Annotated in this window: 21 protein-coding genes; 13 read left to right on the top strand and 8 right to left on the bottom strand. The window is 75.0% G+C overall.

The window, feature by feature from the left end; translation table 11 throughout:
* Positions 1-7: 7 nt before the first annotated feature.
* A complete protein-coding gene (locus tag ACFXAM_RS03105; RefSeq protein WP_380287254.1) occupies positions 8-1,447 on the bottom strand; it encodes a GuaB1 family IMP dehydrogenase-related protein in 1,440 nt (479 codons plus the stop codon).
* Positions 1,448-1,748: 301 nt separating this feature from the next.
* Here ACFXAM_RS03105 and ACFXAM_RS03100 point away from each other — a divergent pair, with 301 nt between their 5' ends.
* The gene (locus ACFXAM_RS03100; RefSeq protein WP_380287253.1) at positions 1,749-3,260 is read left to right on the top strand and encodes an SDR family NAD(P)-dependent oxidoreductase; all 1,512 of its coding nucleotides are present in this window, start codon (positions 1,749-1,751) and stop codon (positions 3,258-3,260) included.
* 38 nt (positions 3,261-3,298) lie between these two features.
* Positions 3,299-3,754: an NUDIX hydrolase gene (locus tag ACFXAM_RS03095; RefSeq protein ID WP_380287252.1), complete on the top strand. Its 456-nt coding sequence runs from the start codon at positions 3,299-3,301 to the stop codon at positions 3,752-3,754.
* A gap of 99 nt (positions 3,755-3,853) precedes the next feature.
* Here the strand turns inward: ACFXAM_RS03095 and ACFXAM_RS03090 are convergent, their stop codons facing one another.
* From ACFXAM_RS03090 to ACFXAM_RS03080, 3 genes are read right to left on the bottom strand one after another with little or no spacing between them, the layout of a single operon-like run.
* Positions 3,854-6,085 (bottom strand): FtsX-like permease family protein, encoded by a 2,232-nt coding sequence (locus tag ACFXAM_RS03090; RefSeq protein ID WP_380287251.1) that lies wholly within the window; start codon positions 6,083-6,085, stop codon positions 3,854-3,856.
* The gene (locus ACFXAM_RS03085) at positions 6,082-6,795 is read right to left on the bottom strand and encodes an ABC transporter ATP-binding protein (RefSeq protein WP_380287250.1); all 714 of its coding nucleotides are present in this window, start codon (positions 6,793-6,795) and stop codon (positions 6,082-6,084) included. Before ACFXAM_RS03085 ends, ACFXAM_RS03090 begins: the two co-directional genes overlap by 4 nt.
* Positions 6,792-7,316: a PadR family transcriptional regulator gene (locus ACFXAM_RS03080; RefSeq protein WP_380287249.1), complete on the bottom strand. Its 525-nt coding sequence runs from the start codon at positions 7,314-7,316 to the stop codon at positions 6,792-6,794. The genes ACFXAM_RS03085 and ACFXAM_RS03080 overlap by 4 nt, the downstream gene beginning before the upstream one ends.
* A 388-nt stretch (positions 7,317-7,704) precedes the next feature.
* Here ACFXAM_RS03080 and ACFXAM_RS03075 point away from each other — a divergent pair, with 388 nt between their 5' ends.
* Positions 7,705-8,376, top strand: coding sequence for a hypothetical protein (locus ACFXAM_RS03075; protein WP_380287248.1), 672 nt, complete (start codon positions 7,705-7,707; stop codon positions 8,374-8,376).
* An 85-nt stretch (positions 8,377-8,461) separates the two neighbouring features.
* Positions 8,462-8,989, top strand: coding sequence for a GNAT family N-acetyltransferase (locus tag ACFXAM_RS03070; protein ID WP_380287247.1), 528 nt, complete (start codon positions 8,462-8,464; stop codon positions 8,987-8,989).
* 42 nt (positions 8,990-9,031) lie between these two features.
* Here the strand turns inward: ACFXAM_RS03070 and ACFXAM_RS03065 are convergent, their stop codons facing one another.
* Positions 9,032-9,739, bottom strand: coding sequence for a YoaK family protein (locus tag ACFXAM_RS03065; protein ID WP_380287246.1), 708 nt, complete (start codon positions 9,737-9,739; stop codon positions 9,032-9,034).
* 83 nt (positions 9,740-9,822) lie between these two features.
* Positions 9,823-11,655: an asparagine synthase (glutamine-hydrolyzing) gene (gene asnB, locus ACFXAM_RS03060; RefSeq protein WP_380287245.1), complete on the bottom strand. Its 1,833-nt coding sequence runs from the start codon at positions 11,653-11,655 to the stop codon at positions 9,823-9,825.
* A 178-nt stretch (positions 11,656-11,833) separates the two neighbouring features.
* Between asnB and ACFXAM_RS03055 the strand changes: the two genes are divergently transcribed.
* The 6 genes from ACFXAM_RS03055 (at position 11,834) to ACFXAM_RS03030 (ending at position 15,794) form a co-directional block, all read left to right on the top strand.
* Complete coding sequence (locus ACFXAM_RS03055) at positions 11,834-12,772, top strand: TIGR01777 family oxidoreductase (protein WP_380287244.1); 939 nt, start codon at positions 11,834-11,836, stop codon at positions 12,770-12,772.
* A gap of 100 nt (positions 12,773-12,872) precedes the next feature.
* Complete coding sequence (locus ACFXAM_RS03050; protein WP_380287306.1) at positions 12,873-13,244, top strand: BlaI/MecI/CopY family transcriptional regulator; 372 nt, start codon at positions 12,873-12,875, stop codon at positions 13,242-13,244.
* Entirely contained in the window at positions 13,241-14,134 is an 894-nt protein-coding gene (locus tag ACFXAM_RS03045; RefSeq protein WP_380287243.1) for a M56 family metallopeptidase, read from the top strand. The genes ACFXAM_RS03050 and ACFXAM_RS03045 overlap by 4 nt, the downstream gene beginning before the upstream one ends.
* A 274-nt stretch (positions 14,135-14,408) precedes the next feature.
* Positions 14,409-14,981, top strand: a complete 573-nt coding sequence (locus ACFXAM_RS03040; protein ID WP_380287242.1) for a carboxymuconolactone decarboxylase family protein — start codon at positions 14,409-14,411, stop codon at positions 14,979-14,981.
* Positions 14,978-15,190 (top strand): hypothetical protein, encoded by a 213-nt coding sequence (locus tag ACFXAM_RS03035; protein WP_380287241.1) that lies wholly within the window; start codon positions 14,978-14,980, stop codon positions 15,188-15,190. The genes ACFXAM_RS03040 and ACFXAM_RS03035 overlap by 4 nt, the downstream gene beginning before the upstream one ends.
* A gap of 28 nt (positions 15,191-15,218) precedes the next feature.
* On the top strand, positions 15,219-15,794 hold the full coding sequence (locus ACFXAM_RS03030; RefSeq protein WP_380287240.1) for a hypothetical protein: 576 nt from the start codon (positions 15,219-15,221) through the stop codon (positions 15,792-15,794).
* A 26-nt stretch (positions 15,795-15,820) separates the two neighbouring features.
* On the opposite strand, the gene ACFXAM_RS03025 is transcribed toward ACFXAM_RS03030, so the two are convergent.
* A complete protein-coding gene (locus ACFXAM_RS03025; RefSeq protein WP_380287239.1) occupies positions 15,821-16,849 on the bottom strand; it encodes an NlpC/P60 family protein in 1,029 nt (342 codons plus the stop codon).
* Between the two features lie 256 nt (positions 16,850-17,105).
* Between ACFXAM_RS03025 and ACFXAM_RS03020 the strand changes: the two genes are divergently transcribed.
* From ACFXAM_RS03020 to meaB, 3 genes are read left to right on the top strand one after another with little or no spacing between them, the layout of a single operon-like run.
* Positions 17,106-19,013 (top strand): methylmalonyl-CoA mutase family protein, encoded by a 1,908-nt coding sequence (locus tag ACFXAM_RS03020; protein WP_380287238.1) that lies wholly within the window; start codon positions 17,106-17,108, stop codon positions 19,011-19,013.
* Positions 19,010-21,238 (top strand): methylmalonyl-CoA mutase, encoded by a 2,229-nt coding sequence (gene scpA / locus ACFXAM_RS03015; RefSeq protein WP_380287237.1) that lies wholly within the window; start codon positions 19,010-19,012, stop codon positions 21,236-21,238. Before ACFXAM_RS03020 ends, scpA begins: the two co-directional genes overlap by 4 nt.
* A 12-nt stretch (positions 21,239-21,250) precedes the next feature.
* Complete coding sequence (gene meaB / locus ACFXAM_RS03010; protein ID WP_380287236.1) at positions 21,251-22,240, top strand: methylmalonyl Co-A mutase-associated GTPase MeaB; 990 nt, start codon at positions 21,251-21,253, stop codon at positions 22,238-22,240.
* Positions 22,241-22,244: 4 nt separating this feature from the next.
* Here the strand turns inward: meaB and ACFXAM_RS03005 are convergent, their stop codons facing one another.
* On the bottom strand, positions 22,245-22,724 hold the full coding sequence (locus ACFXAM_RS03005; RefSeq protein WP_380287235.1) for an ATP-binding protein: 480 nt from the start codon (positions 22,722-22,724) through the stop codon (positions 22,245-22,247).
* Between the last annotated feature and the right edge of the window lie 115 nt (positions 22,725-22,839).

The raw sequence follows: 22,839 nt of genomic DNA, 5'->3' as shown, positions 1-22,839 counted from the left end.
GGACGGCTCAGGACCAGCTGGAGTGCAGCGGCTTGCCCTCGGCGTAGCCGGCCGCGCTCTGGATGCCGACCACGGCCTTGTCGTGGAACTCCTCCAGGGTGGCCGCGCCCGCGTAGGTGCAGGAGCTGCGCACGCCCGCGACGATGGAGTCGATGAGGTCCTCGACGCCCGGGCGGGCCGGGTCGAGGAACATCCGCGAGTGCGAGATGCCCTCCTCGAACAGCGCCTTGCGGGCCCGGTCGTAGGAGGAGTCCTGCGCGGTGCGGTTGCCGACCGCCCGCTTCGAGGCCATACCGAAGGACTCCTTGTACTGCCGGCCGTCGGCGGTGGTCTGGAGGTCGCCGGGCGACTCGTGGGTACCGGCGAACCAGGAGCCGATCATCACGTTGGACGCGCCGGCGGCCAGCGCCATGGCGACGTCGCGCGGGTGCCGCACGCCACCGTCGGCCCAGACGTGCCGGCCGAGCCGGCGGGCCTCGGCGGCGCACTCCAGAACGGCCGAGAACTGCGGTCGGCCGACGCCGGTCATCATCCGGGTGGTGCACATCGCGCCCGGGCCGACGCCGACCTTCAGGATGTCGGCGCCCGCCTCGACGAGGTCGCGCACACCGGCCGCCGAGACGACGTTGCCCGCGACCACCGGGACCTGCGGGTCCAGGCCGCGCACGGCCCGCAGCGCGCTGATCATCGACTCCTGGTGGCCGTGCGCGGTGTCCACGACCAGCGTGTCGGCCCCCGCCTCCAGCAGGGCCTTGGCCTTGCCGGCGACATCGCCGTTGATGCCGACGGTGGCGGCGACCCGCAGCGTGCCGGCGGCGTCCACGGCCGGGGTGTAGAGGGTGGCGCGCAGGGCGTTCTTCCGGGTCAGGATGCCGACCAGGCGGCCCTCGCGGTCCACCACGGGGGCGAGCCTGCGGTGCGCCTCGCTCAGCTTGTCGAAGGCGTCGCGCGGGTCGATGTCCTCGTCGAGCAGCAGCAGTTCGCGGGACATCACCTCGGACAGCGAGGTGAAGCGGTCGACGCCCTGGCAGTCGGAGTCGGTGACGACGCCGACCGGGCGGCCGTCCTCGACGACGACCAGCGCGCCGTGGGCGCGCTTGGGCAGCAGCGAGAGCGCCTCGGCGACGGTGGCGCCGGGGTCGAGGGTGATGGCGGTGTCGTGCACCAGGTGGCGCTGCTTGACCCAGCCGACCACCTCGGCGATGACCTCGGTCGGGATGTCCTGGGGGATGGCGACCAGGCCGCCGCGCCGGGCCACGGTCTCGGCCATGCGCCGGCCGGCGATGGCGGTCATGTTGGCGACGACCAGCGGGATGGTGGTGCCGGTGCCGTCGTTGGAGGAGAGGTCGACACCCTGGCGGGAGCCCACGGCGGATCGACTGGGGACCATGAAGACGTCGTCGTACGTGAGGTCGTACGAGGGCTGGAGGTCGTTCAGGAAGCGCATGAAAACGGGGCTCTCTGGCTGGGAGAAAGATACAGCTCGGGTGCGGGTGCGGCTGGGCCGCAGGGCGCATCCGGGCGCCCCTGCACCCGACGTTCGATTGTCCGCGAGCCGTTCGGCAAAAGCCAGTTCGACCACGATTGCTGGGGCTGCACACAAGCCATGATCGAAGCTCCGCGCGTAGACCTGGAGGATCCTCCAAATACTCGGCTTTTCGCCCCGGCCGGGGCCGCTCCCGTAGCATTCACGCGGTGACGCGGCGAACGCCGTGATCGGCGAGGCGAGCGGGAAAGCGGCAGAGGGCATGACGGCGGCGGGCGTGGACATCGAGCAGGACAACGGCACCGGGACCGCCGAGGAGGAGACCGACTTCGGCCCCGGCCTGGACCCGGAGCGGCTGAGGCTCTGTCTGGAGGTGCTGGCCGAGCTGGACGAGCTGCACGTCGACCACCCGGACGCGATCACCGTCCGCCAGGCCGTCGGCGGCATATTCCGCACCCTGAAGCAGCGCCGCCGCCAGGAGACCCGGGCCCGCAAGACCGCCAACGACCGCGAGGTCACGGCGCGCACGGCCACCGGCGCCCCGACCCGGATCGACGACGAGACGGCCGGCGCGTTCGGCCTGACCACCGTCACCACCACCGAGATCGCCGGGATCCTGGAGCGCCCGCGCTCCTGCTACATCTGCAAGCAGCGCTACGTCGAGGTGGACGCGTTCTACCACAACCTCTGCCAGGACTGCGCGGTCAAGAACCGCGCCCGCCGGGACGCCCGCGCCGACCTCACCGGCAAGCGCGCACTGCTGACCGGCGGCCGGGCCAAGATCGGCATGTACATCGCGCTGATGCTGCTGCGCGACGGCGCCCACACCACCATCACCACCCGCTTCCCGAACGACGCGATCCGGCGCTTCACCGCGATGCCGGACAGCGCCGAGTGGCTGCACCGGCTGAAGGTCGTCGGCATCGACCTGCGCGACCCGGCCCAGGTGATGGCGCTGGCCGACGAGGTCGCCGCGGACGGCCCGCTGGACATCCTGATCAACAACGCCGCGCAGACCGTGCGCCGCCCGCCGGAGTCCTACCGCGAGCTGCTCGCCGCCGAGTCCGCCCCGCTGCCGGCCGGCGCGCTGCCGCAGTCCACCACCATCGGCCGCTTCGGCAGCGGCAGCGTCGACCTGCCCGCCCTGCCCCACCAGGCCTCCGGCGCCGGCGAGCGGATCTCCGCCGACGACGTCACCTCGCTCGCCCTGGTCACCGGCTCGGCGACGCCCGAGCGCATCCAGGCCGGCACCGCGATCGACGCCGGCGGCCTGGTGCCCGACCTCGCGGACACCAACAGCTGGGTGCAGACCGTCAGCGAGGTCGGCCCGGTGGAGCTGCTGGAGGTCCAGCTCTGCAACTCCACCGCTCCGTTCATCCTGATCAGCCGGCTGCGCCCGGCAATGGCCGCCTCGGCCTCCCGCCGCAAGTACGTGGTGAACGTGTCCGCGATGGAGGGCGTGTTCCAGCGCGGCTACAAGGGCGCCGGCCACCCGCACACCAACATGGCGAAGGCCGCGCTGAACATGCTCACCCGCACCAGCGCGCAGGAGATGTTCCAGACCGACGGCATCCTGATGACCGCCGTCGACACCGGCTGGATCACCGACGAGCGCCCGCACCCGGACAAGATGCGGCTCGCCGAGGAGGGCTTCCACGCCCCGCTCGACCTGGTCGACGGCGCGGCCCGGGTCTACGACCCGATCGTCCGCGGCGAGCACGGCGAGGACCTCTACGGCTGCTTCCTGAAGGACTTCGAGCGCGCCGCCTGGTAGGACCCGCGCGGGCACACCCATTCGACGGAGGAACCGCCATGACGACCGCACCGCTGCTGGGCGCCGGCGTGATCGTGCCCACCGGGGACGGCCGGGTGCTGATCGGGCGCCGCACCACCGCGGGCGAGCCGCCGACCTGGAGCCTGCCCGGCGGCAAGGTCGACCCCGGCGAGTCCTTCGAGGTGACGGCCGCGCGCGAGCTGGCCGAGGAGACCGGGATCGTGCTGCCCGCCGAGCAGATGCGGGTGCTGGCGGTGCTGCTGGACCACGAGCTGGGCCGGCCCCGGCTGACCGCCGCGGTGCTCGCCCCGCCCAGCCTGGCGCCCGCCGTGGTCACCGAGCCGCACGCGTGCGGCGGCTGGGAGCGGCTGCCGCTGGACGCGCTGCCGGAGCCGATGTTCTACCCGTCCGGGCTGGTGCTCGCCAGCTGGCGCCCGGAGCTGGGCACCGGCCTGCCCCGGACCGGGACGCACGCGTACCCCGTCGCCCGCTGACGGGCCGACGGGGTACGGGCGGGGGCGTGCGCGGCGCGCGCGGCAGGCGCGCGGGGCCCGTGCGAGCCGGGGGGCGCGGGCCCCTGCGGACGCGCGGCCTCAGCCGTTGCGGGCCGCCTCCGGGCCGGTGATCCGCCGGAGCAGCGGCAGCGTGGAGGCGATGATCCCGAGCGACAGCGCGAGCCCGAGCAGCACCAGCACGAAGTACACCGCGCCCGGCGAGACCAGGTCGTAGCTCATCTGCGACTTGAGGAACATCGCCGCCGCGCCGAAGCCCGTCCCGGTCGCGATCGCCGCCACCACCAGCAGCGGCAGCGCGCTCTCCAGGGCGATCACCCGGCGCAGCAGGCCCAGCGGCGCCCCGGTGAGCCGGAGCATCGCGAACGGCCGGCGCCGGTCGGAGAGCCCTGCGACCACGCTGACGGCGAGGCTGCAGCCGGCGATCGGCAGGGTGGTGAGCAGGACGACGTCGGCCAGTTGCCGCCAGCCGGCGAGCTGCTGCTGCTGGGCGGAGCCCCAGTCCTGGACCGTCCGGGTGTTGTGGTCCGGAAAGGCCCGGCTCAGGATGGTGCGGACCCGCTCCTTCGCGGCCGTCGACCCGTCCGTCGTCACGTAGAGCGACTGCACCGGCAGCCGGGCGGCCGCCTCGGCGGTGATCGGCGCGCTCGGCCATTCGACGGACTCCTGCGACCGGAGGTCCAGGAAGCCGTACGGCGCGACAGCCGCCACCGCGGCGCCGGGGGCGCAGTGGCCGACCACCGGGACCTGCGCGAGGTCCGAGCAGAGCGCCAGGACGGGCGCCCTCCAGTCGCGCGGATCGGCCGGGCCGCGCGCCAGGCCGTCCGGATCGGCGTGGACGATCGCCAGGCCCCGGTAGCCGGGAACGGCCCTCACCTCGGCCAGGACCCGCTCCGGCACGGCGGCGGCCATCGGCGGATCGCCGGCCAGGGCACCGTGCTCCACCGCGACCCGGGTCTGCGGGTCGCCGCTGAGCGTGCCGCGGTTGGTGTCGATGGTGCCGATGATGGCGACCGTCGCGGTGGTGACGAAGAGCGCCAGGACCAGGCCGGCCACCGAGCGGAACCCGGCCTTCGGGTCGTCGGCGAGCCTCCGCACGGCGATCAGGGTGGCCGGGCGGCCGGTCCGGGCGGCGACCGCGCGGGCGGCCGCCATGGTCAGCCAGGGGCCGGCCACCACCAGGCCGAGCATGATCACCAGGAAGCCGGTCAGGTAGGCGGCGGTCTGCCCGTTGGTGGTGTGGGGACGGCGGCCGACGAACCACGCGAGTTCGGCGAGTCCGGCCAGCAGTGGCACGATCCGCCAGACGGTCGGCGGCCCGGGGGTGACCCGGCGGCTGACGCCGAGCGGGGAGACGGTCACCCGGCGCAGCGCGAGCCGGGCGGCCACCGCCGCCGCCAGCGGGACGCCGAGCAGCACGGCCAGGGCCTGCGGCGCGGTGAGGGTGAGGTCCTCGGTGAAGAAGCGGTCCCCGGTGAACGGGACGGTCGCCACCAGCGGGCGCAGCGCCAGGTACAGCCCGAAGCCGAGGACGGTGCCGACGACGGCGGCGAGGGTGGACTCGACGGCCGCGATCAGCGTGATCTGCCGGGGTGTGGCGCCGACCAGGCGCATCGCGGCGTAGCGCTGCTCGCGGGTGGCGGCGGAGAGCCGGGTGGCGGTGCCGATGAAGATCACCACGGGGAAGAGCAGCGCCCCGGCGACCACCGAGAGGATCAGCGTCATGGCGTCGCCGCGGGTGCCGGTGGCCGGGCAGTCGGCCCGGCAGGCCGGGAGGACGGTGGCGATGGTGGTGATCGGGCGGGCACCCGGCCGGGCCGCGAGGGCCGCCGGGTCCTGGCCCCCGATCAGCACGAGGGAGTCCGGGGAGGCGAGGGCCGCGTCGCCGATCTCCCCGGCCGGCCGGCCGGGGAAGCGGTCGGCCAGCTGGTCGGCGGGCCGTTCCCGGATCAGCTTCGCGAGGGCGGGCGAGGCGTAGTACTCGCCGGGTGCGGGCAGCTTCGCCAGGCCCGGCGGGACGGGCGAGGTGGGGCCGGTGGCGGCGACCTCGATGGACAGCAGCCGCTTGCCGTCGTAGAACTCGGGCCCGCGGTCGCGCCACCAGAGCGGGTCGACGTCCGCGGTCCCGGTGCGGCTCGCCGCACCGGAGTTGGCCCAGAGCATCCGTTCGTTGGTGGCGCCGACGGCGTTCACGGCGGCGAGCGTGGAGAGCAGCAGGCCGACGCCGACGGCCACGGCGGCGGCGATGGTGAGCAGCCGGACGACGGCCTGCCGGCCGCCGCTGACGGCGAGGCGCAGGGCGAAGGCGATCACGAGGCGACCCGTCCCGCCGGGGCGGCGTGGCCCGGGTGGCCGGTGGAGAGCATCCGGGCCCGTCCGTCGCGCACCATGACCTCGCGGTCGGCGTAGGCGGCGACGCGGGGTTCGTGGGTGACCAGGACGACGGTGGTGCCGTGCTCGCGGGCGGCGGCGACCATCAGGGCCATCACCTGCTCGCCGGTGAGCGAGTCCAGCGCGCCGGTCGGCTCGTCGGCGAACAGCACCCGGGGGCGGGTCACCAGGCCCCGGGCGAGCGCGACCCGCTGGGCCTGGCCGCCGGACAGTTCGCCGGAGCGGCGGCGCTCCAGGCCGTCGAGGCCGAGCCGGGCGAACCAGGGGCGGGCCTCGGCGAGGGCGGCGGCCCGGCGGGCGCCGGAGAGCAGCAGCGGCAGGGCGACGTTCTCCTCGGCCGTCAGTTCCGGGACGAGCTGGCCGAACTGGAACACGAAGCCGAAGCGGTCACGCCGTAAGGCGCTGCGCCGGTTCTCGTCGAGGGCGTCGATCCGCTGCCCGTCGACGTGCACCTCGCCCGCGTCGGGGACGAGGATGCCGGCCAGGCAGTGCAGCAGGGTGGACTTCCCGGAGCCGCTGGCGCCCATCACGGCGAGCACCTCGCCGGCGTCGGCGGCCAGGCTCGCGCCGCGCAGCGCGGGGGTCTCGCCGAAGGCGAGTTCGAGGTCGCGGGCTTCGATCAGGGGGGTCATGCGCGTACCTCCGCGGCGAGGGCGTCGAGGCGGGCGGTGGTCAGGTCGATCCACCGCAGGTCCGCCTCCAGGTGGAAGAGGCCGTGGTCGGCGAGCAGGGCGTCGACCAGCGGGCCGGTGCGGCGCAGCTCGGTGAGTTCGCGCATCCGGCGCAGGTGGGCGGCGCGCTGGGTGTCGAGGTAGGTCTCGGCGTCGCGGCCGAGCAGCAGGGCCAGGACGACCTTCGTGAAGAGCACGGACTGGAGGGTGGGTTCGGGGGCGACGGGCTCGGCGAGCCAGTGCTCGAACTCGCTCACGCCGGCCTCGGTGATGACGTAGCGCTTGCGCTCGGGTCCGTCGCCGGGTTCGGCCTCGCCGGGGGCGACCTTCCCGTCGCGGGCCAGGCGGCCGAGGGTGGCGTAGACCTGACCGTACGGCAGGGGTTTGCCGCGGCCGAAGAAGGTGTCGTAGTCGCGCTTGAGGTCGTAGCCGTGGCTCGGCTCGCGCTCCAGCAGCCCGAGAAGGGTCAGGGGAACACTCATGGGAGGACCATACACCAGAGGTATACACCGGGTGTATACCTGCCGAGAGTACGACCCTGACCTGGAAGAACACGATGGCTGCCGCCGGTCCGGGAACGCCGCGAGCGGGGGACGGCCCCAACTCCGTCCCCCGCTCTGCACGGCGGCCCGGCGAGCCCCCACAGCGGGCCGGGCCTCCGCGTCCCCGGCACGAGAACGCGGCCGACGCCCAGCCTGCCTCCTTCGACCCCGCGCCGCCGAGGGCCGAACGTCCCGGTCCTGCGGCCCCGTCAGGGCCCTTGGGCCCGCGCCGCGTGAGCCCGCCCGGCTCTTGTGCGAGGGGCCGGTGCCGGGGGAGATTGGGATCCGACGGGCCGAACCACGCCAACAGCCGTGAGGAGCACGCATCGTGTCCAGCTCACCCCGCTCGGCCCGGACCGTGTCGCTGTCCCGACGGGCCCGCCGCCAGCTCCGCCTCGCCCTCGGCGGCCGCCGCGCCGTCCGGCGCCGGGAACCGCTCGCCCGCCCCGTCGACCGGTCCCGCAGCCGCGCCTGGCTGGTCGCCGCGCTCGCGCTGGCCGTCGGCCTGGCCGGGGTCGTCACCGCCGCCGTCCTCGGCTGCCGCGCCGCCGGGCGCACCGCCGAGTCCGACCGCGTCCGCCTGCACCGCACCGAGGCGCTGGTGCTGGGCAAGCTGCGCACCGAGGACACCGGCGCCGGCCGGTGGAGCGGCGGCTACCAGAAGCGCGCCGAGACCTCGGTGTCCTGGACGGCCCCCGACGGCCTCGCCCGCACCGGCACCGTGGAGGTCCCGCGCACCGTCGCCACCGGCTCCACCGTCGTGCTGTGGCTCGACGCCGACGGCCTGCCCGTCACCGCCCCGGCCACCCCGATCGGGCTGGCCGTCGGGGCCGTCTGCACCGGGCTGGCGGGCGCGGCGACCCTGGCCGCGCTGATCGGCAGCGTGCTCGCGCTGCGGCTGCGCGTCCTGGACCGGCGGGCGGACCGCGCCTGGGAACGGTCCTGGGCCCGCTGGGAGCCCCGCTGGTCGGGGCGCGCCAGCCAGCCGCAGGACGACTGACCGCCCGCCGGAACACGGGAACACGGGAACGCGGCAACGCGGCAGCACCGGAACGCCGGACCACCGAGCAAGGAGCGCAGCGCTGTTGTTCACCACCGACCGGCTGATCGCCCGGCTCTGGGAGCACACCGACGCCGAGCGCGCGTACGACCTGTACGCGCGGTGGGAGGTCGCGCGGTGGCTGGGCGCCGCGCCGCGGGCGCTGGAGTCGCCCGCCGAGGTGCCGGCCATGATCGACCGCTGGCGGGCGCGTTCGGCCGACCCCCGGTACGGCGTCTGGGCGCTGGAGCGGCGGGACACCGGGGTGGTGGCCGGCTCGGTGATGCTGCTGCCGCTGCCGCTGCCGGACGAGGACGGCAGCGGCAACGGCGAGGTCGAGGTCGGCTGGCACCTCCACCCCGACTCCTGGGGCCGGGGCTACGCCACCGAGGCCGCCCGCGCCGCCCTCGCCAAGGGCTTCGCCGACGGCCTCACGGAGATCCACGCCGTCGTGCGCCCCGGCAACGAGCGCTCGGCCGCCGTCTGCCGCCGCCTCGGCATGACCCCCCGGGGCCGCACCAGCCGCTGGTACGGCGGCGAGTTCGACGCCTTCCTCGCCACCCCGGACCGGTAGTCGGGCCCTCGGGTCCTCCGCTCCCCGGCACCCGACCGCCGGTCAGGGGGCGCCGCCGGGGCGGGTCCAGGGGGCGGCGGGGTGCCGGGAGGCGCGGTGGGTGAGGGCGGCCACGGCGAGGAGCAGCACGAGGGCGGCGGCGAGGGCCAGGGCGACGGTGGCGTGCAGCACGAGGACGGCGCCGAGCAGGGCGCCGGCGAACATCCAGGCGGCGGAGGCGAAGCGGCGGGCGCCGGTGCGGTCGGCGGCCAGCGCGGTGAGCGTCATGGTCAGCACGGTGGTCGTCAGGTCCGGCACCTTCAGCGCCCGGACGACCGCGTTCTGCAGCCCCATCGCGGCGCCCAGCACCCCGATCAGGGTGTACCGCACCGGGTCGGCGCCGTGCCCGAAGGCCGCGGCGAGGGCGGTGCAGACGGCGAGCAGCACCGACTGCGCGGCGACCGTGGCGACCAGCAGCCGCCCGCGGTGGTCCGGACGGCGCTCGGCGAGCCGGCCGCCCGCCAGCGCGCCCGCCAGGAAGGCGGCGAGGGCGGCCAGCGAGGCCGTCGCGGACAGTCCCGGCGCGCCGGCCAGGGCGAAGCCGAGGAAGACCACGTTGCCGGTCATGTTGGCGACGAAGACGTGCCCGAGGGCGAGGTAGCTCACCGCGTCGACCAGCCCGGTGACCACGGTGAGCACCAGCAGCATCGGCACCAGCGGACCGTGCCGCGGGTCACCGAACGGCCGAGCCGGCCGAGTCACCGTCACCATCGCACCAGCCTAACCGGGCCCGGCCGGCGGGACCCGACGGCGTCGTCGGGTCCCGCCGGCGCGGCGGGGCCGGGCCCCGGCGGTCAGACGGCGAGCGCCGGGCGGTGGTGGTCCAGCCAGAGCGCCAGGTCGACGACCCGCTCCAGCCGCAGCCGGTGGCCCCACTCCAGCTGGTCGGCCGGGGTGTCCAGGCTGCTCTTGATCACCGTCTCGTCGGCGATGTCGCGCACGTGCGGCGCGTCCAGCGCCTCGCGGGCGAGCCGCTGCAGGCCGCTGTTGTAGTCGGCGTGGTGGGTGGCCGGGTAGTGGTTCTTCGGCCGCCAGAGCACCGACTCCGGGGCGATGCCCTGGCCGGCGGCGCGCAGCAGGCTCTTCTCGCGGCCGTCGTAGTTCTTCATCGCCCACGGGGTGTTGAACGCGTACTCGACCAGCCGGTGGTCGCAGTAGGGCACCCGCACCTCCAGGCCCTGGGCCATCGAGAGGCGGTCCTTGCGGTGCAGCAGCTGGCGCAGCCAGCGGGTCAGCGACAGGTGCTGCATCTCGCGCTGCCGGTGCTCGGCCGGGCTCTCGCCGTCGGCGTGCGGGACGGCGGCGAGCGAGCTGCGGTAGGTGTCGTCGCGGAACTCGGCGATCCGCAGGTGGGCGGCGAGGTCGGGGTTGATCGGCATGGCCGCCTCGTCCCCGGTGACGAGCAGCCAGGGGAAGGTCTGCGCGGCGAGCGCCTTGGGGTTGTGGAACCACGGGTAGCCGCCGAACACCTCGTCGGCCGCCTCGCCGGAGAGCGCGACCGTCGAGTGCTTGCGGATCTCGCCGAACAGCAGGTAGAGCGAGGTGTCCATGTCGCCGACGCCGATCGGCGAGTCCCGGGAGACGACGACGGCCCGCCGGTTCTCCAGGTCGAGCAGGGTGCGCGGGTCGAGCACCACGGTGGAGTGCTCGCTGCCGATGAACGCGCCGGCCTCGGCGGCGTACGGGGTGTCGTGGCCGGTGCGCAGCACGTCGCCGGTGAACTGCTCGGCCTGGTCGCTGTAGTCGACGGCGTAGGAGCGCAGCTTGGCCTGCGGGCCCTCCTGGACGCGCAGTTCGTCGGCGACCAGGGCGGTCACGATGGTGGAGTCGAGGCCGCCGGAGAGCAGGCTGCACAGCGGCACGTCCGCCTCCAGCTGGGCGCGGGCGGCGCGGTTGACCAGCTCGCCGATCCGCTCCTTGGTGGCGTCCAGGTCCTCGGTGTGCGGGCGGGCGGTGAGCTCCCAGTAGCGGTGCTCGCGGATGCCCGAGCGGTCGAGGACGAGCAGGCCGCCGGGGTGCACCTCGCGCACGCCGGCCCAGACGGTGGGGCCGGTGTTGAAGAGCAGGCTGTAGGCCTCGCGCAGACCGTCGGCGTCGACGGTGGGGGTGATGCCGGGGTGGGCGAACAGCGCCTTGGGCTCGGAGCCGAAGACCAGGCCGCCGTCGACCTCGGCCCAGAACAGCGGCTTGACGCCGAGCCGGTCGCGGACCAGCAGCAGGCGCTCCTCGCGCTCGTCCCAGACGGCGAAGGCGTACATGCCCTCCAGCCGCTCGACGAGGGCGTCGCCCCACTCCTGGTAGGCCCGCAGCACCACCTCGGTGTCGCTGCGGGTCTCGAAGCGGTGTCCCCGGGCGCGCAGTTCGGCGCGCAGTTCGTGGTGGTTGTAGACCTCGCCGCTGTAGGTGAGGACGGCGGCCGGTTCGTCGGCGCGGTCGGGCATCGGCTGGGCGCCGCCCTCGATGTCGATGACGGCGAGGCGGCGGTGGCCGAGGGCGGCGTGACGGCCGAGCCAGACGCCGCCGGCGTCGGGGCCGCGCAGGGTCATGGTGGCGGTCATCGCCTCGATGACGGGGGCGCTGTGGCGGACGTCCTGGTGGAAGGACACCCAGCCGGTGATTCCGCACATGCGCGAGCACTCCTTGGGCGAGCAGACAATCGGATCCGGCCCAGCAGTCGGACACGCGGAGGCGGTGGTTCCACGGATTCGGACACATTTCCGGCCATGTCACAGCAGCCCCGGCATTTTGAACACGTTCAGCCTGACCGTTAGGCTGGGTACGGACGAACGACCGAGGGGGGTCTCGATGAGAATCGTCATGCCCGGGGGGACCGGGCAGATCGGGCGCATCCTGGACCGGGCGCTGACCGCCGACGGCCACGAGGTGCTGGTCCTCAGCCGCCGGCCCCGGCGCGACCAGGAGATCCACTGGGACGGCCGCTCGCTCGGCCGCTGGACGGACGCCCTCGACGGCGCGGACGCCGTCGTCAACCTCGCCGGGCGCAGCGTGGACTGCCGCCCCACCGAGCAGAACCTGCGCGACATGCGCGAGTCCCGGGTGCACTCCACCCGGACCGTCGGCCGGGCCATCGCCGGCGCCCGGCGCCCGCCCCGGGTCTGGCTGCAGATGAGCACCGCCACCATCTACAGCCACACCTACGGCGCTCCGCACGACGAGGACACCGGCGTCATCGGCGGCGGCGAACCCGGCGCCCCGCGCGCCTGGGACCACAGCGTGCGGATCGCGCGCGACTGGGAGCGCGAGCAGCGCGACGCCGCCACCCCGCACACCCGCCGGGTCGCGCTGCGCTGCGCGGCGGTGATGAGCCCGGACGCCGGCGGCACCTTCGACCGGCTGCTGCGGCTCGCCCGGACCGGCCTCGGCGGGCCGGTGGACGGCGGCACCCAGTACGTGTCCTGGATCCACGACCACGACCTGGTCCGCGCCGTGCGCTTCCTGCTCCACCGGGAGGACGTCACCGGCCCGGTGAACCTGGCCGCGCCGACGCCGGTGGCGCAGCGGGTGTTCATGCAGACGCTCCGGCGGGCCGCCGGCATCCCGGTGGGGCTGCCGGCCACCCGGTGGATGGCCCGGGCGGGCGCCTTCGCGCTGCGCACGGACACCGAACTGCTGCTGAAGAGCCGGGCCGTCGCACCGGGCCGGCTGCTGGCGGCCGGGTTCGGCTTCGAGCACCCGCACTGGTCGGCGGCCGCGGCCGACCTGGTCCGGCGGGCGCGCCGCTGACCACCCCCGTGCCGCGCGCCCGGGAGCGCGGCACGGGCACCCGGCGGCCGTACGATGGGCGGCGGCACGGCGGACAGGACGGCAGAGGAGCGGACGGGTGCTGCGCGGATTCGGCGATCTGGAGGCCGAGATCATGGACCGGCTCTGGTCCTGGGGCCGCCCGGCCACCGTCCGCGAGGTCGTCGACGACCTGCGCCGCGCCCGCCCGGTCGCGTACACCACCGTCAACACGGTCGCCGACATCCTGCACACCAAGGGCTGGCTGCGGCGCGAGAAGGCCGGCCGCGCCTGGGTGTACGAGCCGACCTGCACCCGCGAGTCGTACACCGCCCAGCTGATGCACCAGGCGCTGGAGACCACCTCCGACCGGGCCGGGGCGCTGCTGCACTTCGTCGACCGGATCAGCGGGGACGAGGCGACGGCGCTGCTCGCCGCCCTGGAGCAGGTCAAGGCCCGGGACGACGCCCGGTGACGCTGGTCCTGCTCGCCCTCCACCTGGTCCTGGTCGGCGTGCTGCTCCCCCGGCGGCTGGCCGGCTCGCGGCGGCTGCAGGCCCGGCCCGGCCTCGGCGCCGCCGTCTGGCTCGCGCTGATGGCCTCCTTCGGCACCGGCCTGCTGCTGGCCGCGCACCACCTCCTCGCCCCGCTCGGGCACGAACCGGCCGGGCTGGTCGGGCTGCTGCCGCACGTCGAACCGCCGGCCGCCGCCGGACCGCACGCCCACGACCGGTGGGTGCCGGCCGTGGCGGGCGGGGCCGTGGCGGTGGTGGCGGCGGTGGCGGCCACGCTGGCCGCCCGGGCGGCTCGGGCGCGGCGGCGGCACCGGGCGGCGCTGGACCTGGTGGCCGCCCGGGACGCCCGGCGCCGGGTGCTGGTGCTGGACGACCCGCGGCCCGCCGTCTACTGCCTGCCCGGCCGCCGGGCCCGGGTGGTGGTCACCCGCGGCGCCCTGGAACTGCTGGACGAACCCCGACTCACCGCCGCCGTCGCCCATGAGCACGGCCACCTGCGGGGGCGTCACCACCTGGTGCTGCTCGCGGCGGACACCTTCGCGCTGCTCCTCGGCCGCCGGCTGCCGCTGGCCCGCCTCGGGCGGGCGGAGGTGGCGCTGCTGCTGGAGATGGCGGCCGACGACGCCGCGCTCGCCCGGGTGACGCGCTCCGACCTGGCCGGTGCCCTGTACGCGCTGGCCACCGCCGCCCCGGACGCCGGAGCGGGCACGCTCGCCGCCGCGTCCACCGGCGCGCTCGCCCGCGTCCAGCGCCTCGCCCGCACGCCCGCGCCCCCGGCCCGCGCCTGCCGGCTGGCGGCCTTCGCCGCCCCGCTGCTCCCCTACCTCCTGGCCTGCGCCCCGCACCCGTAGCCCGGCCTCCGTGGGACGGCGTCCGCGGGACGGCGTCCGGCGACCCCGGTGCCCCGCTCCGGTCCGTCACGCCCCCAGCGGCACCGACCCGCCGTACGACGCCGCACCGATCCGCCGACCGGCCTGCCGCGCCGGCCTGACGTGGCGACGCCCCGACGCCCCGACACCCCGACGTGCCGTCAGGGAGGCGACGTCCCCTCGGACATCCGTTTACCTAACCATCATTGGCGTGTTTAATGGTTAGCGCGAAGCAGGCCGACCGACGGAGGACCCCATGCCACGCATCCCCCAACTGACCCCGGACACCGCCGGGGGTGAGCAGCGCGAGCTGCTGGAGGCGACCCGCCGCCAGCTCGGCCGGGTGCCCAACCTCTACGCCGCGCTCGCCAACTCCCCCGCGGCCCTGCGCGGCTACCTGGCGCTGCGGGAGTCGCTCGGCGGCGGCGCGCTCGACGAGCGGCTGCGCGAGCAGCTGGCGCTGCTCGTCGCCCAGGAGAACGACTGCCTCTACTGCGTCTCCGCCCACACCCTGCGCGGCGGGCGGCTGCTGGGGATGACGGACGACGAGCTGCTGGCCACCCGGTCCGCCGAGGACGCCGACCCGCACACGCGGGCCGTCCTGCGGACCGCCGCCGAGCTGGTGCGCAACCGCGGCCACCTGACCGAGGAGTCGCTGGCGAAGGCCCGGGCGGCCGGTGTCACCGACGCCGAGTTCGCCGAGATCGTCTCCCACGTCGCCCTCAACACGCTCTCCAACTACTTCAACCACCTCGCCGAACCCGACCTGGACTTCCCCCCGGTCGACTCGTTGGACGTTCCCACGGCCGGTCCGGCGGTGGGCCGGTGAACGGCGCGATGAACTGGCGGGAGGGCGCCCGCGTCGAGCTGCGGCCCGGCTACGCGCTCCTGGACGGCGCGGGCGTCGCCCGGACGCACCTCACGGGCGTCCGGCTGGCGATCGAGGGCGGCTTCGTGCACGTCGCGGTCCCGGGCGCGGACGGCGTCCAGGTGGTCTCCGCCCCGGCGGTCGCCCGCCTCTCCTATCCGGCGGAGTAACGCCCGGCGGCCCGGGTAGCCGCGCGGCATGAACGTGACGCACACGAACCGGCCACCTGCCGCAGAACAGGTCCGCGCTCCCGGGGGCGGGGCGCCGGACCGCCGGTGGCTCGGGATCTACCTGAACGACCACCTGGCCGGCGCGACGGCCGGCCTGGCGCTGTGCCGCCGGGCCGAGCGGGTCCACAGGGGAGACCCGCTCGGCCCGGACCTGCGCCGGCTGGCCCTGGAGATCGCCGAGGACCGGCGGTCCCTGCTGGACGCGATCCGCCGGCTCGGCCTTCCGGTGCGGCGGCACAAGGCCGCCGCGGGCTGGCTCGGGGAGAAGGCGGGCCGCCTCAAGCCCAACGGCCGCCTGCTGAGGCGCTCGCCGCTCAGCGACGTCCTGGAGCTGGAGGCGCTGGGCGTGGGGATCCACGGCAAGGCGATGCTCTGGCGCACGCTGCTGCGGCTCGACGGGGGACGGCCGGCGCCCTCCGGCCCCGCCCCGCTCGACCACGGGCGCCTGGAGCGGCTCGCCGAACGCGCCGCGCGCCAGGCCGGCGAGGTCGACGCCCTGCGCAGCGCCGTCGCGCTGGAGGTCCTCGGCCCGCCCCGCTCCTGACGCGGCCGCTTCGGGGACGGCCGGGCTCAGGGGCGCACGGCGCCCACGTAGGGCATGACGTCGATCGGGAGGACCTCGACGTTCTTGCCGGTGCGCGGGGCGTGGATCATCCGGCCCTCGCCGATGTAGAGGCCCACGTGGTGGAGGTCGTCGTAGAAGAAGACCAGGTCGCCGGGCTGGAGATCGGCGCGGGCGATCCGGGCGCCGGCCTTCCACTGGTCCTGGGAGACGCGCGGGAGCTTCACGCCCGCCGCGCGGTAGGCGGCGCCGGTCAGGCCCGAGCAGTCGAAGCCGGAGGGGCCGGTGGCGCCCCAGACGTACGGCTTGCCGAGCTGCGCGTAGGCGAACTGGAGGACGGTGGCGGCCCGGCCGGTGGCGGGGCCGCTGTAGGCGGGGCGCTCGGCGGCGGAGCGGGAGGCGCGGGTGGCGGCGGGCTCCTGGGCGTTGACCTTGGCGCGGTCGGCGGCGCTCAGCTTGTTGAGCAGGGCCTGCGCCTTGGCCAGCTTGTCCTGGACGGCCTTCTTCTCCGCCGCCAGGGCGGTGCCGGCCTCGTCGAGCTGCGCGAGGGTGGCGGTGGCCTCGGCGCGGTCCTGGTCGAGCCGGCGCTGTTCGTCCAGCGCCCGGCGCAGCAAAGCCGCCTGGGAGTCGACGACCTGGTTCTGGGCGGAGGCCCGGGCCAGGTAGCCGCCCGGGTCGGAGTCGAGCATCAGCTGGACGGAGGGGTCGATGCCGCCGTTGCGGTACTGCTCCGCCGCGATGCCGCCGAGCTGGGTGCGCAGCTCGTTCATCGCCTCCTGGCCGCGGGCCACCTTCTCCTGGATCCGGTTGGCCTCGCCCTGGAGCGCCTGCTGCTTCTCCTGGAAGCCGTTGTAGCGCTCGATCGACTGCTCGGCCTCCTCGTTGAGCTGGTCCACCTGCTCCTTGACGGCGGCGAGGCCGGGCGCCGGTTCGGCCTGCGCGGGGCCCGCGGTGAGGACGACGCCGCCGGCCATCGCGGTGGTGACGACCGCCAGGCGGGCCCGGCTGGGCGGGCTGGGCTTGCGGCGCTTTCCCATGGCGGCTGACTCCTCGGAGGCGGGGGAAAAGGGGGGAGGCATGGCGGGGCGAACACGGGCAGGGGGTGTTCCGGGGAGAGCCGCCCCGCAGCCCGCGTTCTTCTAAGCAAGTTAATAGATGACGCCCGCTGTTCCGCAAGCCGACCGCCGCGCACCGCCCACCGCACACCGGCGTTGCAACCGGGTGCAGAGCGAGGGAAAGGTCACACCGTCCGCCTCTCCTGCGCCCCCGTTCACGGGCGCTACCCTGCGTGGCATGACGGTCCCGCCCGAAGGGCTTCCCCTGGCCGCCGAGTTCCCGGCCGCCCACCGCGAGCAGTGGCAGACCCTCGTCGAGGGTGTGCTCCGCAAGTCGGGGGCGCAGCCCGAGGACGGCGCAGCGGCCGAGCACGCGCTCAGCACCGCCCTCCAGGACGGGCTGCGCGCCCGCCCGCTGTACACCGCCGAGGACGCCCCCGCCGACCCGGGCCTGCCCGGCTTCCCGCCGTTCGTGCGCGGCGCCCGCCCGCAGGGCGCCTCGATCGCGGGCTGGGACGTCCGCCAGCGGCACAGCGACCCCGATCCGCGCCGCACCAACGAAGCCGTACTGGCCGATCTGGAGCACGGCGGCGGCTCGCTCTGGCTGGAGCTGGGCGGCGACGGCCTGCCGGTCACCGCCCTGGGCGAGGCGCTCACCGGCGTCTACCTGGACCTCGCCGGGGTGGTGCTCGACGCGGGCGCCGAATTCCCGGAGGCCGCCGCGCAGTTGTTCAAGCTGTACCAGGAACGCGAGGTCTCCCCCGGCGCCGCCGCCGGCACCCTGGGCGCCGACCCGCTGGGCCTGCAGGCCCGCACCGGCGACGCCGCGCGCACCGACGCGCTGCTCACCGAGGCCGCCGCGCTCGCCACCCGCTGCGCCGAGGGCTTCCCCGGCCTGCGGGCGCTGGCCGTCGACGCGCTGCCGTACCACGAGGCCGGCGCCTCGCCCGCGCAGGAGCTGGGCGCCTCGCTGGCCACCGGCGTCGCCTACCTGCGCGCGCTGACCGGCGCCGGGCTGCCGGTGGACGCCGCGCTCGGCCAGCTGGAGTTCCGCTACGCCGCGGACGCCGACCAGTTCCTGACGATCGCCAAGTTCCGTGCCGCGCGCCGTCTCTGGGCCCGGGTCGCACAGGCCTGCGGGGCCTCCCCGGACGCCTCGGCGCAGCGTCAGCACGCCGTCACCTCCGCGGTGATGATGACCGCCCGCGACCCGTGGGTGAACATGCTGCGCACCACGATCGCCTGCCTGGCCGCCGGTGTCGGCGGGGCGGACGCGGTCACCGTGCTGCCGTTCGACGCCGCGCTCGGCCTGCCGGACGCCTTCGCCCGCCGGATCGCCCGCAACACCCAGGCGATCCTGCTGGAGGAGTCGCACCTGGCCCGGGTGGTCGACCCGGCCGGCGGCTCCTGGTACGTGGAGCGGCTGACCGACGAGCTCGCGCACGCCGCCTGGGCGTGGTTCCAGGAGATCGAGCGGGCCGGCGGCCAGCGCGCCGCGCTGGAGTCGGGCCTGGTCGGCGAGCGGATCGCGGCCACCTGGGCGGAGCGCTCGGTGCGGCTCGCCAAGCGGCGCGAACCGGTCACCGGCGTCAGCGAGTTCCCGAACCTCGGCGAGACGGCGCCGGTCCGCGAGCCGGCCCCGGCCGGCCCCGGCGGCGGGCTGCCGAGGGTGCGCCGGGCCGAGGCCTTCGAGGCGCTGCGCGACCGCTCGGACGCGCACCTCGCGGCCACCGGGGCGCGCCCGGCGCTGTTCCTGGCGTCGATCGGCACCGCCGCCGCGCATACCGCACGCACCACCTTCGCCGCCAACCTGTTCCAGGCCGGCGGGATCGCCACCACCGCGCACGAGGGCACTGAACCCGCGGCGTTCGCCGAGGCGTTCACCGCGAGCGGAGCCTCCGTGGCCTGCCTCTGCTCCAGCGACGCCCTCTACGGCGAGCACGCCGAGACCGTCGCCGTCGCGCTGCGGGCGGCCGGCGCCCGGCAAGTGCTGCTGGCCGGGCGGCCGGGCCCGACGCCGCCCGCGGGCGTGGACGCGTTCGTCTTCGCCGGCGGCGACGCGGTCGCCGTCCTGACCTCCCTGCTCGACCAGCTCGACGTGCCCGAGCCGGTCGCCGTGCCCGACGCGATCGGAGTGGCCCGATGATCCCCGACTTCACCACGGTCGCCCTGGACGGCACCGCCCCGGCGGACGCCCCCGGCGAGGCCCCCGAGGGCGTCACCGGCGCCCAGTGGCGCGCCGCCTGGCGCGAGGCCACCGGCAAGGACGTCGACGAGCAGCTCTGGGACACCCCCGAGGGCATCGGCGTCAAGCCGCTGTACACCGCCGAGGACCTCACGGGCCTGGACTTCCTGGGCACCTACCCGGGCATCGCCCCCTACCTGCGCGGCCCGTACCCGACGATGTACGTCAACCAGCCGTGGACGGTGCGCCAGTACGCCGGCTTCTCCACCGCCGAGGAGTCCAACGCCTTCTACCGCCGCAACCTGGCCGCCGGCCAGAAGGGCCTGTCGGTCGCCTTCGACCTGCCGACCCACCGCGGCTACGACAGCGACCACCCGCGCGTCACCGGCGACGTCGGCATGGCAGGCGTCGCGATCGACTCGATCTACGACATGCGCCAGCTGTTCGACGGCATCCCGCTGGACCGGATGTCGGTGTCGATGACGATGAACGGCGCGGTGCTGCCCGTCCTCGCGCTGTACATCGTGGCCGCCGAGGAGCAGGGCGTACCGCCCGAGAAGCTGGCCGGGACCATCCAGAACGACATCCTCAAGGAGTTCATGGTCCGCAACACCTACATCTACCCGCCGCAGCCGTCGATGCGGATCATCTCGGACATCTTCGCGTACACCTCGCAGAAGATGCCCCGGTACAACTCGATCTCCATCTCCGGCTACCACATCCAGGAGGCCGGGGCCACCGCCGACCTGGAGCTGGCCTACACCCTGGCCGACGGCGTGGAGTACCTGCGGGCCGGGCTGGACGTCGGGCTGGACGTGGACGCGTTCGCCCCGCGGCTGTCGTTCTTCTGGGCGATCGGCATGAACTTCTTCATGGAGGTCGCCAAGCTGCGCGCGGCCCGGCTGCTGTGGGCCAAGCTGGTCAAGCAGTTCGACCCGAAGAACCCCAAGTCGCTGTCGCTGCGCACCCATTCGCAGACCTCCGGCTGGTCGCTCACCGCGCAGGACGTGTTCAACAACGTCACCCGCACCTGTGTGGAGGCGATGGCCGCCACCCAGGGCCACACCCAGTCGCTGCACACCAACGCGCTGGACGAGGCGCTGGCGCTGCCGACCGACTTCTCCGCCCGGATCGCCCGCAACACCCAGCTGCTGCTCCAGCAGGAGTCCGGCACCTGCCGGGTCATCGACCCGTGGGGCGGCTCGGCGTACGTCGAGAAGCTGACGAACGACCTGGCGAACCGCGCCTGGCAGCACATCCAGGAGGTCGAGGCGGCCGGCGGCATGGCCAAGGCGATCGACGCGGGCATCCCCAAGCTGCGCGTCGAGGAGGCCGCCGCCCGTACCCAGGCGCGCATCGACTCCGGCCGCCAGCCGGTGATCGGCGTCAACAAGTACCGGGTGGAGAGCGACGAGCAGATCGAGGTGCTCAAGGTCGACAACTCCGCGGTGCGCGCCCGCCAGATCGAGAAGCTGCGCCGGCTGCGCGAGGAGCGCGACGAGCCGGCCACCCGCGCCGCGCTGGAGGCGCTGACCCGGGCCGCCGGGGCCGGGCCCGCGCGCGGCGGTTCGCTGGACGGCAACCTGCTGCACCTGGCGGTGAACGCGGCCCGCGCCAAGGCCACCGTCGGCGAGATCTCGGACGCCCTGGAGCAGGTGTACGGCCGCCACTCCGGCCAGATCCGTACCATCTCGGGTGTGTACCGAGACGAAGCGGGCCCGTCGGCCCCCCTGCAGCGCACCCGGGAGCTGGTCGAGCGGTTCGAGCAGGCCGAGGGCCGCCGCCCGCGCATCCTGGTCGCCAAGATGGGCCAGGACGGCCACGACCGCGGCCAGAAGGTGATCGCCACCGCCTTCGCCGACCTGGGCTTCACCGTGGACGTCGGCCCGCTGTTCCAGACCCCGGCCGAGGTGGCCCGCCAGGCCGTCGAGGCGGACGTGCACATCGTCGGCGTCTCCTCGCTGGCCGCCGGCCACCTCACCCTGGTGCCCGCGCTGCGCGCCGAGCTGGCCGCCGCCGGCCGGGAGGACATCACCATCGTGGTCGGCGGGGTGATCCCCCCGCAGGACTTCGACGCGCTGTACGAGGCGGGCGCCGCGGCGGTCTTCCCGCCCGGCACGGTGATCCCGGAGGCCGCCTACGACCTGCTGAAGTCGCTCGCCGCCGACCTCGGCCACGAGCTCTGAGGCGCTGAGCCGATGGCGCCCCGGACGATCGACCTCGACAGCTACGCGACGGGCGTGCGGGAGGGCTCGCGCGCGTACATCGCGCGGGCCATCACCCTCGTCGAGTCCACCCGGCCGGACCACCGCGCGCTGGCGCAGCAGCTGCTGACGATGCTGCTGCCGCACGCGGGCGGTGCGGTGCGGGTGGGCATCACGGGGGTGCCCGGAGTCGGCAAGTCGACTTTCATCGATTCCTTCGGCACCATGCTCACCGGCCTCGGGCACCGGGTCGCGGTGCTGGCCGTCGACCCGACGTCCAGCCGCACCGGAGGCTCGATCCTGGGCGACAAGACCCGGATGGAGCGCCTGGCGGTCGACCCGCACGCCTTCGTGCGCCCCTCCCCCACCTCCGGCACGCTCGGCGGGGTGGCGAAGGCCACCCGGGAGTCGATGCTGGTGATGGAGGCGGCCGGCTACGACGTGGTGCTGGTGGAGACGGTGGGCGTCGGCCAGTCGGAGACCACGGTGGCCGGCATGGTGGACTCCTTCCTGCTGCTGTCGCTGGCCCGCACCGGGGACCAGTTGCAGGGCATCAAGAAGGGCGTGCTGGAGCTCGCCGACGTCATCGCGGTCAACAAGGCGGACGGCCCGCACGAGACCGACGCCAAGGGCGCCGCCCGGGAGCTGGCGGGCGCGCTGCGGCTGCTCCAGGCCCCGGACGCGCCGTGGACGCCGCCGGTGCTGACCTGCTCCGGGCGCGACGGCGCCGGTCTGGACACTGTCTGGGAGCGGCTCCAGCAGCACCGCAAGGTGCTGGACGCGACCGGCGCGCTGGCCGCCAAGCGGCGCGACCAGCAGGTGGAGTGGACCTGGGCGATGGTGCACGACCAACTGCTCGCCCGGTTGCACGCCCACCCGGACGTGGCCCGCCTCGTCCCGGACCTGGAACGCCAGGTCCGCGAGGGCACCCTCACCGCCACCCTCGCGGCGGACCGCATCCTGGACGCCTTCGGCCTGCACTGACCCACTACGCCACCACGAGACCCAGCGCCGTGCCCCACCCGTACGTGGGGCACGGCGCTTCACACTGCTCGGCGAACTCGAACCACACCACCTTGCCCGCGCCCGCCGGATACCAGCCCCACGTTCCCGCCAGCGCCTCCACCAGCACCAGCCCCCGCCCGCCGGTGTCTTCGGCCTCGCGCTCCCGTCTCGGGAGCGCGGGGCACCGGTCGGCCACCTCGACCCGAAGCCGCCCCGCGCACCGGAGTACGGTCACGACACAGCGCTCCCCGGTGTGCAGCAGCGCATTGGCGATCACCTCACTGGCACACAGCTCCAGGTCCGCGAAGGCCTCTCGCGAGAGCGGAACACCCCACTCCCGCACGATCGCCGCCACCAGCCACCGCGCCGCCGGCACCGCCTCCGGCCCCGGCGGCACCCCCCATTCCAGCGGAACCGGGAACCGGGCATTGCTGAGCGGGCTGACCATCACGTTCGTTCCCATCGATCCTCCACCACCACAGATGGACACCACTGCCGGTCGACGGCAGCAAGAGGGAGCCTTCGTGGCGCTCGGCCACGGAGCCGACACTGAACGTAGTCGCAGAAAAACTGCGAGT

Source organism: Kitasatospora sp. NPDC059462 (assembly GCF_042749955.1).
GTDB lineage: Bacteria > Actinomycetota > Actinomycetes > Streptomycetales > Streptomycetaceae > Kitasatospora.
Note: the sequence above shows the minus strand (reverse complement) of the source record. Positions and strands in the feature narration are given on the sequence as shown.